Source organism: Amycolatopsis echigonensis, from assembly GCF_014174495.1.
Taxonomy (GTDB): domain Bacteria; phylum Actinomycetota; class Actinomycetes; order Mycobacteriales; family Pseudonocardiaceae; genus Amycolatopsis; species Amycolatopsis echigonensis.
This window is the reverse complement of record NZ_JACJHR010000043.1, coordinates 35723-49349: the sequence shown is the minus strand read 5'-3', so window position 1 is coordinate 49349 and position 13627 is coordinate 35723. Positions and strand designations below refer to the sequence as shown.

General features: G+C 70.1%; 14 protein-coding genes. 10 read left to right on the top strand and 4 right to left on the bottom strand.

The window, feature by feature from the left end:
* Nucleotides 1–48 precede the first annotated feature (48 nt).
* The 5 genes from H5411_RS26990 (at nt 49) to H5411_RS26970 (ending at nt 3407) form a co-directional block, all read left to right on the top strand.
* Entirely contained in the window at nt 49–330 is a 282-nt protein-coding gene (locus H5411_RS26990; RefSeq protein WP_183125422.1) for a hypothetical protein, read from the top strand.
* 167 nt (nt 331–497) lie between these two features.
* Nucleotides 498–1241: a hypothetical protein gene (locus H5411_RS26985; protein ID WP_183125421.1), complete on the top strand. Its 744-nt coding sequence runs from the start codon at nt 498–500 to the stop codon at nt 1239–1241.
* A gap of 524 nt (nt 1242–1765) precedes the next feature.
* Nucleotides 1766–2491, top strand: coding sequence for a maleate cis-trans isomerase family protein (locus tag H5411_RS26980; RefSeq protein ID WP_183125420.1), 726 nt, complete (start codon nt 1766–1768; stop codon nt 2489–2491).
* Between the two features lie 65 nt (nt 2492–2556).
* Nucleotides 2557–2919 (top strand): VOC family protein, encoded by a 363-nt coding sequence (locus H5411_RS26975; RefSeq protein ID WP_183125419.1) that lies wholly within the window; start codon nt 2557–2559, stop codon nt 2917–2919.
* A 32-nt stretch (nt 2920–2951) separates the two neighbouring features.
* On the top strand, nt 2952–3407 hold the full coding sequence (locus tag H5411_RS26970; RefSeq protein WP_312878628.1) for a MarR family winged helix-turn-helix transcriptional regulator: 456 nt from the start codon (nt 2952–2954) through the stop codon (nt 3405–3407).
* On the opposite strand, the gene H5411_RS26965 is transcribed toward H5411_RS26970, so the two are convergent.
* A complete protein-coding gene (locus tag H5411_RS26965; protein ID WP_183125418.1) occupies nt 3408–4061 on the bottom strand; it encodes a hypothetical protein in 654 nt (217 codons plus the stop codon). It lies immediately after the preceding gene.
* 112 nt (nt 4062–4173) lie between these two features.
* Here H5411_RS26965 and lexA point away from each other — a divergent pair, with 112 nt between their 5' ends.
* Nucleotides 4174–4827, top strand: a complete 654-nt coding sequence (gene lexA / locus H5411_RS26960; protein ID WP_183125417.1) for a transcriptional repressor LexA — start codon at nt 4174–4176, stop codon at nt 4825–4827.
* 22 nt (nt 4828–4849) lie between these two features.
* On the opposite strand, the gene H5411_RS26955 is transcribed toward lexA, so the two are convergent.
* Both H5411_RS26955 and H5411_RS26950 read right to left on the bottom strand, forming a co-directional pair.
* Entirely contained in the window at nt 4850–6109 is a 1260-nt protein-coding gene (locus H5411_RS26955) for a Bcr/CflA family multidrug efflux MFS transporter (protein ID WP_312878627.1), read from the bottom strand.
* A 105-nt stretch (nt 6110–6214) separates the two neighbouring features.
* A complete protein-coding gene (locus H5411_RS26950) occupies nt 6215–9361 on the bottom strand; it encodes a GH92 family glycosyl hydrolase (protein ID WP_312878626.1) in 3147 nt (1048 codons plus the stop codon).
* A 215-nt stretch (nt 9362–9576) separates the two neighbouring features.
* Here H5411_RS26950 and H5411_RS26945 point away from each other — a divergent pair, with 215 nt between their 5' ends.
* From H5411_RS26945 to H5411_RS26930, 4 genes are all read left to right on the top strand, one after another.
* Entirely contained in the window at nt 9577–9885 is a 309-nt protein-coding gene (locus H5411_RS26945) for a cupin domain-containing protein (RefSeq protein ID WP_101438958.1), read from the top strand.
* A gap of 79 nt (nt 9886–9964) precedes the next feature.
* Nucleotides 9965–10792, top strand: coding sequence for a peptidoglycan-binding domain-containing protein (locus H5411_RS26940; protein WP_101438957.1), 828 nt, complete (start codon nt 9965–9967; stop codon nt 10790–10792).
* Nucleotides 10793–10849: 57 nt separating this feature from the next.
* Nucleotides 10850–11668 (top strand): LLM class flavin-dependent oxidoreductase, encoded by an 819-nt coding sequence (locus H5411_RS26935; RefSeq protein ID WP_101438956.1) that lies wholly within the window; start codon nt 10850–10852, stop codon nt 11666–11668.
* A gap of 56 nt (nt 11669–11724) precedes the next feature.
* A complete protein-coding gene (locus H5411_RS26930) occupies nt 11725–12747 on the top strand; it encodes an NADPH:quinone reductase (RefSeq protein WP_101438955.1) in 1023 nt (340 codons plus the stop codon).
* On the opposite strand, the gene H5411_RS26925 is transcribed toward H5411_RS26930, so the two are convergent.
* On the bottom strand, nt 12740–13600 hold the full coding sequence (locus H5411_RS26925) for an SDR family NAD(P)-dependent oxidoreductase (RefSeq protein ID WP_101438954.1): 861 nt from the start codon (nt 13598–13600) through the stop codon (nt 12740–12742). The genes H5411_RS26930 and H5411_RS26925 overlap by 8 nt on opposite strands.
* Between the last annotated feature and the right edge of the window lie 27 nt (nt 13601–13627).

The following is a 13627-nucleotide window of genomic DNA, read 5'->3' as shown; positions in this document are numbered from 1 at the left end:
ACAAGTGGGTGTCGCTCGACTCCCCCGCTCGCCCAGGGGTTGGGCGAGGTGTTCAAGCTGTTCATGGACTTCGACGTCTTCGTCGGCTCGATGGCCGACGACGTCGACAAGCCCGGCTACTCCGCGCCCGAACCCGCCGACGTGGCGGGCGCTCCGGCGCTGCGGTACCAGAACGGCAGCAGGACGATCTTCCTGGAAGCCGCCGGCTCGCACCGCTTGCTGCGGCTCGAGTCCCCGTCGGAAGGCACGATGGAGTTCAGCGGCTGGGACCAGCCCGTCCCGGCTCAGGCCCCGCCCGCCGCGGAAATCTACTCCGGCCCCGGCTCCTGACCGGACGGCCTCGCGTTCCGTCCGGGAGCGCGAGGCCTTCGTCCACTGTGGACCAGGCCGCGCGTCACGAAATCATGACGGAGACCGACAAGCCGTAACAGACCGCCGGAACGGGCGATAAGCGGATGCGCCCGGGAGCGTCCTGGGCCTGTCCGAACGGAAACCGCATGATTCGCCCGGTCTCGCACCGTCTTCTCCTGCGTTACGGCGTCCTGGCGGCCGCCGCCGCGCTCGTCTGCACCTCCTGTTCCGGCTCCGGCGGAAACGCCGCCCAATCGCTGGCCAGCGCGGCCGCTTCGACGAGCCCGGCCGCGAGCTCGTCGGCGGCGCCGTCCGCCGACCCGCTCGACGCCGCGGCTATCAAGGCCGCGATGAAGAAGGCGACGGCGGTCCACGCCAAAGGCAGCGACGGCGGCACGACGTTCGACATGCAGATCAACCGGGACAGCGTGAGCGGCTCGATCGAGAAGGACGGCGCGGTGGTGCCGCTGGTCCGCGTCGGCGACAAGGTCTGGATCAAGTTCACCCGCGGGATGGCCAAGATCTCCGGACGGCCCGCCGGGGCCCGCTCGCCGCTGGACGACAAGTGGGTGTCGATGGACTCCCCGATGGCCCAGGGATTCGGCGAGGGGCTCAAGCTCTTCCTGGACTTCGACGTCTTCGTCAGCGGCATGGCCAGCGAAATCGACCAGCCCGGCTTCGGGACGGGCCAGCCCGCCGACGTGGCAGGCACCTTCGCGCTGCGGTACGAGAACGACAGCACCACGGTTTTCATCGAGGCCGTCGAACCGCACCGCGTGCTGCGGCTGGAGTCCCCGAAGCAAGGCACGATGGAGTTCAGCGGCTGGGACCAGCCCGTCCCGGTGCAGGCCCCGCCCGCGGAGGAAATCTACTCCGGCCCCGGCTCCTGACCCGTGTCCTCGTGTGCACCGCCTGCGCCGGAGGCACTCCCGCCTAGTCGGTGGCCAGCGCGGCCGCGAGTCCGCGGTCAAGCCGTTCGACGCCGCGACAGTCGCCGACACCGTCGCAGACGAGATGAAGAGCTGGGTCGCGATCCACGTCAAGAGCGGCGACGGCGGAGATCGATCTGCAGCTCGACCACGACAGCGCGGGCGGCACGATCGAGAAGGACGGCGGGACGATGCCGCTGCGGGCGCATCGGTGACAAGATCTGGATGAAGTACAACAACGGGCTGGCCAAGGCGGCCGGGCTGTCCGCCTGCGCTGCGGTACCGGAACGGCAGCAGGACGATCTCCCTCGAGCGCACCGGTTCGACCTCCTCCCTGCTGCGGTACGAGTCCCCGAAACAAGGCACGCCGGACTTCAGCGGGAGCGGCCCCGAGCCGCTCCCGGCCCCGCCCGCGGCGGAGACCTGCTCCGGCCCCGCCTCCGGAAGTTCTGCCGACTGGGCGAACGAGTGCGACACTGCCCGAGATGATCGGTCTGCTGTATCCCACTCGCGATTGCGCCGAGGACGACTTCACCGCCCTGGCCGGCTGCCTCGACGCCCGGCCCGGCGTCGAGTTCGCCTACGTGCCCTGGGCTCGGCGCACGGTCGACCGGGAGAACGTCCAGACCGCCGTGCGCGAGCTGAGCGAGCCGGACCGGCTGGTCCGGACGGCGGCGACCTTCACGACGTCCCCGCGGGTGGTCAGCTGGGCGTGCTCGAGCTGCAGTTTCCTCGACGGCGTCGCCGTGGCCAAGACCCAGACCGACGCGCTGACGGACGCGCTGGGCGTTCCGGCGAGCAGCACGTCGCTGGCGTTCCTCGCGGCCGCGCGCCGGCTCGGGCTGGAGCGGGTCGCGCTGGCCTCGGTGTACGCGCCGGACATCACCGACGCGTTCGCGGCGTTCCTCGCCGAGGAAGACATCGCCACCGTGCACGCCGTCTCCGCCGACGCCGGTTCGGACCGCGATCTCGCCGCCTGGGACAGCGACCGCATCCGCGGCCTGGTCGATTCCGCCGCCTCCTCGGACGCCCAAGCCGTCCTGGTCCCCGAAACCGCCCTGCACACCGCGCCGCTGCTCGCCGAACTCGAAAACCGCGCGGGAAAACCCGTGCTGACCGCCACCCAAGTGACGCTCTGGCACTGCCTCACCCTGCTCGGGCGACCGGCCGCCGGACCCGGTCTCGGCACGCTTTTCGCCCACCCGCATTGATTGTCCGTTCCGGACGGACCGGGCCGCGGGCATAACCGCGGCCGATCGCGGGTAACTCCCCGATCATGAGCAGCCACCTGATCGCCGTCACCGTCGACTGCCGGGACGCCGACGCGCTCGCCGAATTCTGGCGGGAAGCGCTGGGCTACCCGAAGGCCGAGCGGTGGCCGGACAGCCATGGACTCACCTACGTCGAGCTGAAAGCACCGGGCCGCCCGTCGCTGCTGTTCCAGCCGGTGCCCGAGGGGAAGACCGTCAAGAACCGGCTGCACCTGGACATCGCGCCGGACACGGTGGAACAGCGCGACGAGGTCGCCCGCCTCGTCACCCTCGGCGCGAAAGTCGTGGAGGATCCGGAAAACGACCACTGGATCGTGCTGAAAGACCCCGAGGACAACGAATTCTGCGTCCTGCCCCGGCGGTCCTGACCCGCGTCCGGCCGCGGGCTACGATCTTCGCCGTGCCCGACTCCGGAATGCCCGCCCGTCCCGACCTCGGGATGCTCGCCGGGCGGTTGCTGTTCGCCGTGCAGCGGGAACTGTTCACCGCACTGGCCGCGGAAGGCTTCGGCGACCTGAGCCCTCGGCACGGCGCGGTGCTCGCCTACCTCGGCCCGGACGGCGCCCGCGCGACCGAGCTGTCCCGGCTGTCCGGACGGCGCAAGCAGGTCATCGGCGCGATGGTCGACGAACTCGAAACGCTCGGCTACGTCGAACGCCGTCCCGACCCGGCCGACCGGCGCGCGAAACTCGTCTGCCCGACCGAGCGCGGACAAGCCGTGATCGGGGCCTCGGCCCGCATCCTCGCCGGGATCGAGGACCGGCACGCCCGGCGGCTCGGGCGGAGCGAGTACGAGGAGTTCAAGCGCGTGCTGGCCGAGGTCACGGACGAGCAGCGGCACTTCGCCGGACAGTGATCACTGGCCCGGCCGCCCCTGTTGCGGCGGGCCGGATGCGGGCCACTGCCCCGGCATCGGCTGCTGCGGATAAGGCTGTTGCTGCGGATAAGGCTGCTGAGGCTGTTGCGGGTACGGCTGCGGCATTCCCGGAGCGCCGTACTGCGGCGGAACCGGCCCCGGCTGCGGATACTGCTGCCCCATCGGAACCTGCCCCGGATACTGTGGCATCCCCGGAACCGGTGCCCTGTAAGGCATTCCGTATCCCACCGGCGGAGGCGTCTTCGCCGACACCGCAGGAAGCCACAGCACCACCGCCAAGACCGTCATCACGCCGAACGCGGCGCTGTCCCACCAGGAATGGGCAAGGATCACCCCGGCTAGCGCGCACAGCAGCTGCACCGGCGCGCCCCACAGCAGAATCCGGCCGACCGCTTGCCTCCGCGCGAAAATCATCGCGATGCCGACGAGCACCATGATCGCCAGCACCAGGGTCCCCGAGAACAGGTAATCGGACGGACTGACGTGGCGTCCGCTCACGATTTCGGTGACCGACCAGATTCCCCCTCGCACCGCGTAAATCTCCAGCACCGCAAGCACCACCGCCACCGCGATGCCGATCCCCGTCACCTTCGGCCGTATCACCGGCTGCGTCATCCCGGTCCCCTCCGTCACCCTCCGGAGGGAAAAAGTCTACCAAGCGCATCCACTATCCACAGTGGAACAACCGAGGGAACACCCGCCCCGGTCCCCGCGACCGGCCCGGACGCCCTCTACGATCGGGCCCGTGACCGCCTACGACGACGTCTTCGACCACCTCGACGCTTCGGCCCTGCCCGAACGGCAGCAGCGCATCCTCGCCACCATCCGGGACTGGGTGGGCAGGCACGGGTATTCGCCGAGCACGCGCGAGATCGGCGAAGCGGTCGGGCTGCGGTCGACGTCCTCGGTGTCGAAGCATCTCGCCGCGCTGGAGGACAAGGGTTTCCTGCGCCGCAGTCCCACCGTCTCCCGCCCGATCGACGTGCGCGCCTTCCTCGGCGACCTTCCCTCGCGCGAGAACGGCGACTCCGTGCCGGTGCCGGTCGTCGGCGACATCGCGGCCGGCACGCCGATCTCCGCGCAGGAGCACGTGGACGACGTCATGCAGCTGCCGCGCGGGCTCACCGGCCGCGGCACCGTTTTCGGACTGCGCGTGCGCGGCGATTCGATGGTCGACGCGGCGATTTGCGACGGCGACATCGTGGTGGTGAAGCAGCAGTCCGAGGCGCATTCGGGCCAGATCGTCGCCGCGATGATCGACGAGGAGGCCACAGTGAAGGTCTACCGCCGCCGCGACGGGCACGTCTACCTCGAGCCCCGCAACCCGGCCTACGACGTGATCGACGGCGACCGGGCCACGGTGCTCGGCGTGGTCGTCTCGGTGCTCCGCAGCATGTGAGCACCGAGACGACCCCCCAGCCCTAGTCGACCGCCACCGGCACCCGGGTGTCGGCCAGCGTCTCCGGCTCGGCCACCCGGCCCCGCCACGGCCGCGCGATGAGCCACAGCACCAGCCCGGACGCCACCAGTCCGCCGAACATCACCGTGGCCATCGCGACCGCGTTGTTGCCCAGCAGGCCGACCACCGGCGAGACCGCCGCGCCGACGCCGAACTGCACCGCGCCCAGCAGAGACGCCGCCGTCCCGGCGTTGTCGCCGTGCGCGTCGAGCGCGACCGCGGGCGCGTTCGGCAGGATCAGCCCGGCGAAGAACAGCACCACCCACACCGGCACCGCGACGCCGAACATGCCGCCGAACCCGGTCAGCGCGGTCACCAGCAGCACAGCGGCCGACACCGCCGCCGCGACGCTCGCGACCATCAGCACCTGGTGCGGTTCGAACCGGTTCATCAGCCGGGCGTTGACCTGCGTCGCGGCGATCAGCCACACCGCGCTCGCCCCGAACATCAGGCCGAACTGCTGCTGGTCCAGCCCGTACTGCTGCTGGAACACGAACGACCCGCCGCTGACGAACGCGAACAGCCCGGCCATCGCGAACCCGGCCACCAGCACCAGGCCGACGAACGAGCGGTCGGTGAACAGGCTCCGGTAGGACCGCATGGTCGCCCGGAACCGGAACGGCTGCCGCCGCGCGGGCGGCAGGGTCTCCGGCAGGGCGAGCGCCGCCGCGACGCCGCTCGCCAGTCCGATGACGGCGAGCGCCACGAACACCCCGCGCCAGTGCGTCCACGCCAGCAGCGCGCTGCCGAGCGTCGGAGCCAGGACCGGGGAAACGCCCATCACCAGGATGAGCTTGGACAGCAGTTTCGCCGCGCCGCGATCGGTGTAGAGATCGCGGACCACGGCCAGCGCCAGCACCGCCCCCGCCGAGGCACCCAGCCCCTGCAGCACGCGCGCCGCGCTCAGCAGCTCGACCGACGGCGCCACCAGGCACAGCAGCGACGCCAGCACGTGGATCGCACTTCCCGCGACGAGCGGGATACGCCGCCCCATCGCGTCGGAAAGCGGGCCGGCGATCAGCTGGCCGAGCCCGAGTCCCAGCACCGTTCCGGTGAGGGTGAGCTGGATCGTCGACTCCGTCGTCGACAGTTCGCGGGTGATGTCCGGCAGAGCCGGCAGATACATGTCGATGGACAGCGGCCCCAGTGCCACCAGAACGCCCAGCACGAGCACCAGCTTCAGCTGGCTCCCGGCATTCGGCGCTTCGCGTGTTTCGTTCACGCCACTCCCCTTCGTAGTGAGCACGCCAGTCACTTACGACGAAGAGCGCCGAGAAATTCCGGATCCGCCGAACAGATCACACCGCGGGAATCCCGCTTGACAAACTCAGCCGAGGCCGAGTGCGAAAACGTGGAGGTCCGGATCGGACGGAAGGGTCACCGTCGCGATCTTCTTGCCGGCCGGGATTTCCAGCGGCGAGGTGGCGTAAACCGAGGCGCCGATTCCCTGGCCGCCGGGCTGATTCCGGTGCGCGGTGCGGGCCACGAGCGTATTGCCGAACACTGGTTCGGTATTTCCGCCCGGCAACACCCAGTCACCGAACGAAAGATCGGCGGTCGCCGTCGTGCCGTCGGTGAACGCGACGGTCGCGCTCCCCCGGTGGTCGCCGTTCGTCGCCGAACCGACGAAAAGCAGGCGGGCGGCTGAAGTTCCACCTAGATCGAGCTTCTGCCCGGCGGCGACCGCGTTGTCCGGACGGCCGGACGGCGCGGCGGGCCAGACGAACGTCGTGCCCGCAGCGTGCCCGGTCGAACCCGGAGCGAGACCGGCGTCGGCGAGCGCTTTCCGCGAATAGCTGTTTCCGGCACCGTCGAAATTGGCCGAACCGGCGTCGCCGTCGTCGGAAATTCCGGCATTGTCGAAGGCGCCTGCCAGGCTCCCCTTGGGTGCGACCAGGACAATTATCGAGGAAGAAACTGAATGTCCGGCCCCGCGCAATGTCACCGGAACTTGGTAGTAACCCGCGGGAGTTCCTGCCGCCGCCGTCACGGTCAGTGCGGTTTTCCCGCTCCCGGTCTGGTTGTCGAGCCACACCGAACGCGGGCCGGACACGGCGATTCCGGCCGGTGCCGACGCCGAAATGTCCAGCGCGCGCAGGTGCCCGCCGAGCCGCTGGCCGTTGACCGCGACGGCGCCGGAGCCGCCTGGCTCGACGGTGACCTGGTTGGCCACCGAGCCGACGTACGGTTCCTCACCGTCCCGATAGGACGGTGGCTGCGTGTTCGCCGCCCAATTCCGGTCCGGCTGCGCGGACAGCGCGAAGTCGAGCCGCCCGCCGTCTCGTGCCAGGACCTGCGGAAGCGATGTCCGATCCCACTGGTGCCCGTTCAACGCCAGGCCATGGACGTACTGCGTGGCCGTCGAGGCCCCTGGCGCGCGGATGTCCAGCGTGCGGCCGCCGGGGAGCGTCAGCACCGCGCGCTCGAACAACGGGCTGTGCACGGTGAGATCCGGCGTGCCCGGAGTCGACGGGTACAGCCCCAGCGCGGCCCAGACGTACCACGACGATTGCGCGCCGAGGTCGTCGTTCCCGGGCTCGCCGTCCGGCGTCGCGCTGAACAGCGTGGTCGCGATCCGGCGCACCACCTCCTGCGTCTTCCACGGCTGGCCGACGTGGTTGTACAGCCACGGCACGCCGAAGTCCGGCTCGTTGCCCGCCCACATGTACGGCTCGTTCGGTCCGACGTTGAGCTTCTGGAAGAACGTGTCGAGCCGCTGCGACACCGCGGCCGGACCGCCCATCGCGGTCACCAGTCCGGCCGTGTCCTGCGGCACGAGCCAGGTGTACTGCGCGGCGTTGCCCTCGTCGAAGCCGTCCTGGCCGAACGTGCCGGGCGGGGGCGGCTGGTACGCCGGACCGTCCGGGAACCGGCCGTCCTGGCCGCGCGGTTGGAGGTAGCCGGTGGCCGGGTTGAACAGGTGCTGCCAGTTCTGGCCGCGTTTCGTAAAGTCGCGGGCGACGCCGCGGTCGCCGATCGCGCCCGCGAATTGCGCGATGGCGAAATCGTCGATCGCCCATTCCAGCGTGATCGAGGCCCCGACGCGCGCGTGGTCGCCGCGGGAGGCGTCGTTGTTCGGCAGGTAACCGCGGGCGAGGTAGTCCGCGATCCCCCGGCGTTCCTGGTACGCACCGGGCGTCTCGTCCACCGATGTCGCGCCCTTGACCAGGTATTTCAGCGCGGTCTTGACGTCGAAATCGCGCGCTCCGAAGGCGTAGAGGCTCGACAGCAGCGCGACCGAACTGTCGCCGGTCATCTGCCCGGTGTAGCCATTCGCCATCGGCCAGCGCGGCCACCAGCCGCCCTGGACCGCGTCGTTGGTCAGCGACTGCGCCATGTCGCTGGCTTCCTTCGGGAACAGCATGCCGTGCAAGGGCGCGAGCGAGCGGTAGGTATCCCAGTCGGAGAAGTTGGCATACTGCGAATGCCCCGCCGGGAGCGTGCGGATCTGGTTGTCGAAGCCGATGTAGCGGCCGTCCACGTCGTTGAACGTGTTGGGATGCATCAAACTGTGGTAGAGCGCGGTGTAGAACGTCTTGAGCTGTGCGGAATCCTTGCCGGCCACGCGAATCCGGCCGAGTGCGTCGCGCCAGGCGTCCCTCGTGTGCCCGCGCACCGCGGCGAAGTCCCAGCCGGGCGCCTCGGCGGCCATGTTGTTCTTCGCGCCCTGAACGTCCACATAGGACATCGAGACTTTCGCGTGGACCACGCCAGCGTCGCCGAACGTCAGGTACGCTCCGCCTTTCGGCGCGTCGACCTGGTCGCTGCCCGGCTGGACGGTGTTGCCGTCCCAGGTGCCGTGCGCGGTGAACGGGCGGTCGAAGGTGATGTCGTAGTACACGGTGTACTTGTTCGATTTCCCGCAGAAATGACCGGTCGTCGCCTGCCCGCTCACCTCGTGGTCGCCGGTGATCCGCAGCCCGGCCGCGGAGTTGCCCGCGAGACTCGCGCCGCCCTTCACGAGCACCTGCGCGTTCTGACCGGCGGGGAAGGTGAACGCCGCCAACCCCGTGCGAGTGGTCGCCGTCAGCTCCGTGCGCACGCCGGAATCGGGGAACGTGACGGCGTAATAACCGGGCTCCGCCTGCTCGCCGTCGTGGGTGAAACGCTCGACGCGGTCCCACGGTTTCGCTCCGACGTCGCCGGTGACCGGCAGGATCGGAACGTCGCCGAACGCGTTGCAGCCCACCGACGCGTGGTCGAGGCTGAAGCCGCGGATCTTGTCGCTGTGGTACTGGTAGCCGGCGTAGGACCCGTCGGTGTCCGGCGAGAACTGCATCATGCCGAACGGCGCGGCCGGGCCCGGGAAGTTGTTGATCTCGCCGACCGAAGTGCCGCCGCGTCCGGTGCCGATGAGCGGATCGACGTACGCCGCCGGATCGCCGACCAGCGCAGCCTGCGGCGCGGCCGCCGCGACGGTCCCCGCTCCGACGACCGCCGCCGTCACCAACGCTGCCACGACTGAGTACCGCACGGCACCTCCCAGACCTCGTGTTGTCCGACCTTTCCGGCTCGCGGGCGGCGAGGTCAACCGAATGACAGAGATCTGGCCGGTTCTGGCCGGACAGACATCCGACCGGCGGCACGGCGGCTGACGTTCCGGGCAACGCACCGCCCTCAGGCGTGCGCCCGGGTCAACCGCCCGATTCCTGGCCAAGAACCGCGTCCGGCGGGCTAACGTTGCCGACCATGACAGAACCCGCCACCCGGGACGTCGAGGGCTACGAGGTCGGCTCCGGCGTCTCCGTCATCCGCGAATACACCACCGAGCCCGGCACCGGGCCGCGCCTGCACCAGCATCCCTACCGCGAAACCTTCGTCGTCCAGCGCGGGCGCGCGCTGTTCACCATCGGCGGCGAGCAGCGCGAAGGCGCCGCCGGGGAGGTGCTCGTCGTGCCTCCGAACACGCCGCACAAGTTCGTTTCGCTCGGTCCCGAACCGTACGAGGCGGTGCACATCCACGAGAACGACCGGTTCGTCACCGAGTGGCTGGAGTGAGGTCAAGCCGCATTTGTACGTCCCGTGTATCCCGCTAGGCGATGCTCGGCCCGGACCGACCAGGACCGGGAGGACACGGATGTTCAGGAAACTCGCAGTGCTCACCGCCGGAGCCGCGGCGGCTGCCACGGTCGCCGTCGCCACTCCGGGCGTGGCCGCCGCGCTGCCGGCGGCGAACATGGAGGCCGTGCTGCTGGCGGCCCAGATCGACCCGCAGCGCGCCGACAGCACGCAGACGCCGGGCGCGCACGACAGCGTCCTGCTGGTCGAGAAGGCGCTGCAGGCCAAGGGGCTGCTGGACGCCAAGTACGTCGACGGCTACTTCGGCACCACCACGATCGACGCCTACGCGAAGTACCAGAAGTCCCTGGGCTACACCGGACTCGACGCGTCCGGCCTGCCCGGCAAGACGTCGCTGGAGAAACTCGGCGCCGGCCGGTACACCGTGTCGAACGTGGTGTCCGCGGGCAGCCACGTGACGTATCACGGCGTCACGCTGAACACGCGCACCAAGGCGATGCTCCAGGCGGCGGAGAAGCTGTTCGGCAAGGAAGTCGGCCTCACCCAGGGTTCGTACAACCCGGGCGGCGTCGGCGCTTCGGCCGGAACGCACGACGGCGGCGGCGCTTTGGACGTATCGGTGGCGAACATGTCGTCGGCGACCCGCGTCGAATTCGCCAAGGACCTGCGGAAAGTCGGATTCGCGGCCTGGGTGCGCACGCCCGCCCAAGGCGACTGGGGCTACCACATCCACGCGATCGCGGTCAACGACCCCGACCTGTCCTCGGGCGCGCAGCACCAGGTCGGCGCCTACTACCTCGGGCAGAACGGCCTCGCCAACCACGGCAAGGACGACGGTCCCGCGGTCAACCCGAAGCTGACCTGGGAGCAGTACCAGCGCGGCTGACTCACCCGGCTGCCGCATTTGCTGGCGCGAGTGCGGCAGCCGTGCTTGTCTGGTGCCATGGCGGGAAAAACATTTCGGTTCGGGGTCGTCGCGGCAGCGCAGGAGGGTGGCGCGAAATGGCGCGAAACCGCCCGCCGCGCCGAGGATCTCGGCTATTCGACCCTGCTGTCGCCGGACAACCTCCACCTCCCTACGCCGACCGCGGCGCTGGCCGTCGCGGCGGCGGTGACGACCGAACTGCGGGTCGGGACGTTCGTCTACGCCAGCCCGTTGCGCACGCCGCGCGCGGCCGCGTGGGAGGCGCACAGCCTCAGCGTGCTCACCGACCGCCGGTTCGAGATGGGGATCGGCACCGGGCTTCCGGCGATGCGCGAGGCTGCCGCCGAACTGGGCCTGCCTTACGGAAACGGCGCGGAACGGCTGACCCAGGTGTCGGACACGATCTCGCACCTGCGCCGGCTCGACGGCGACGCGCACACGCCGGTGATGATCGCCGCGGGCGGGCCGAAAGCCCGTCAGCTGGCAGGCGAACGCGCGGACATCGTCACCCTCGCCGGCAGCGTCCTCGCCAGCCGCGCGGACACCGCCCAGTACGCCGCCGAGATCCGCGCCGCGGCAGGCGGCCGGGAGGTCGAGCTGGCGATGAACATTTTCGTCGTCGGCGAAGAAATCCCGCCGTGGATCCGCGGTTTCATCGGCCACGACATCGAAACGCTCGTCGAGCACGATTCCCTGACGCTGCTGCGCGGCGGCCCGGCCTCGATGGCCGAGGAACTGCAGCGGCGGCGCGAGGAACTCGGGGTGTCCTATTACAGCGTGAACGGCGCTTTCCTCGAGGACTTCGCCCCGGTGGTCGCGCGGCTCAGCGGGCGCTGACCCGCCGCTCGGCGGGCGCCGGGAATAGCCGCGCCCGCCGATGGATTGCACCGAGGGTGAAAGCTGTGACCTACCGCCGGTTCGGCGGCCCGGAAGTGCTGACGTTGTCCGAACTCGCCGTGCCGGAGCCAGGGCCGGGCGAGGTGCGCGTGCGGATCGTCGTGTCCGCGGTGAACCCGACCGACTGGAAGGCCCGCTCCGGCTCCCGATTCTCCACCGAGGCGGAGTTGTCCGTGCCGAACCAGGACGGGGCCGGCGTCGTGGACGCGGTCGGCGCCGGCGTGGACGGCTTCTCCGTGGGCGACCGGGTCTGGCTGCTGCTGGCCGCCGCGCACAAGCCGACGTCCGGGACCGCGCAGGAGTACACCGTGCTTCCGGCGGACCGGCTCGTCCCGCTCCCCGACGAGGTCGGTTTCGACGAGGGCGCCGCTTTCGCGATCCCGGCGCTCACCGCGCACCGGGCGCTCACCGTCGCCGAGGACGGACCGCAGCGGCTCGCACCGAATGCGTTGTCCGGCAAGACGATCCTGGTCAGCGGCGGCGCGGGCGCGGTCGGCAACGCCGCGATCCAGCTGGCGCGCTGGGCCGGGGCGACCGTGATCGCCACAGTCAGCACCGAGGACAAGGCCGCGCTCGCGCGCGCCGCCGGCGCCCAGCATGTCGTGCGGTACACCGAAGGAGACGTCGCCGCGGCGATCAGGGAAATCGCGCCGGACGGGGTCGACGTGATCGTGGAGGTCGCCGTCGGCGTGAACGCTCCCCTGCACACCGCGGTACTCCGCCCGCGCGGGGTGGTGGCGGCCTACGGCGACGACCGCGGCACCGGTACCGTGACTGTCGACTTCGGACAGAACGTTTACCTCAACAGCCGGTACCAATTCCTGGTGCTCTACACCGTCGGCTTCGACCGCCTGCACGCCGGCGCGGAAGACCTGAACGCCGCACTGCGCGACGGCGGACTGCGGCTCGGCCCCGAGCACGGGCTGCCCGTGCACCGGTTCCCGTTGGCGGAAACCGCTCGTGCGCACGAGGCGTCGGAGAAGGGCGTCACCGGGAAGGTGCTGATCGACGTCAGCTGAACACCGGCTCGACTCCGGTCAGCTCCACGCTCGCTGCCCACAACCGAGCAGCGGCCTCGACGTCCGCGTACGGTCCGCGCACCGGCTCCGGCCGAGGCTTCCCCTTGAGGCCGAACACGCGCGGACCCCAGATCTGACCACTGTGGACATCCGGACCGACCGCCGCACGCACCGCCGGCCGCGCGCCGCCGTCCTTGCCCTGCAAGGCAATTCGCGCGAGGCTCAGCTTCTGTTTCGTGCTCCGCACGTGCAGCGGCGGCCGGTCCGGAGTCAGACTGTCCAACGCCCCGCCAGGATGAGCAACGACACTCAGCCTGCCGCTGCCTGCTGCCCTCAGCCGCCGATCCAATTCCAACGCGAAGAGCGTTTGCGCGAGCTTCGACCGCTCGTACGCGGTTTTCGGCTGGTAGTCGCGCTGGCACTCCAGATCGTCGAAATCGAGCTTCGCTGACTTAGCCGCGAAACTGCCCATGGTCACGATCCTCGCTCCCGGCTTCAACCGGTCCTGAAGCGTCGCCGTCAGCGCGAAGTGCCCGAGATGGTTGACCCCGAAGGTCATCTCGTGCCCGTCCTTGGTCTCCCGACGGTCCGGACCTTCGAGGTAGACGCCCGCGTTCAGCACGACCGCCTCGAGCGCCCCGACCTCGATCCCCTTCACCGACGCCAGGTCGGCAAGGTCCAGCCGCGCCCACGTCGCGCGCGCTCCCGGCACCCTCTCGCGGAGTACCTTCAGCGCGACCTCCGCCTTCGCCGCGTCCCGGCTGCCGAGCACCACCTCGATTCCCGCCTCGGCCAGCTGTTCCGCGACGAAGTAGCCGATCCCCGCGTTGCCCCCGGTTACCAGCACCGTCATGACACCCCTCCTAAACCTGAAGTGATT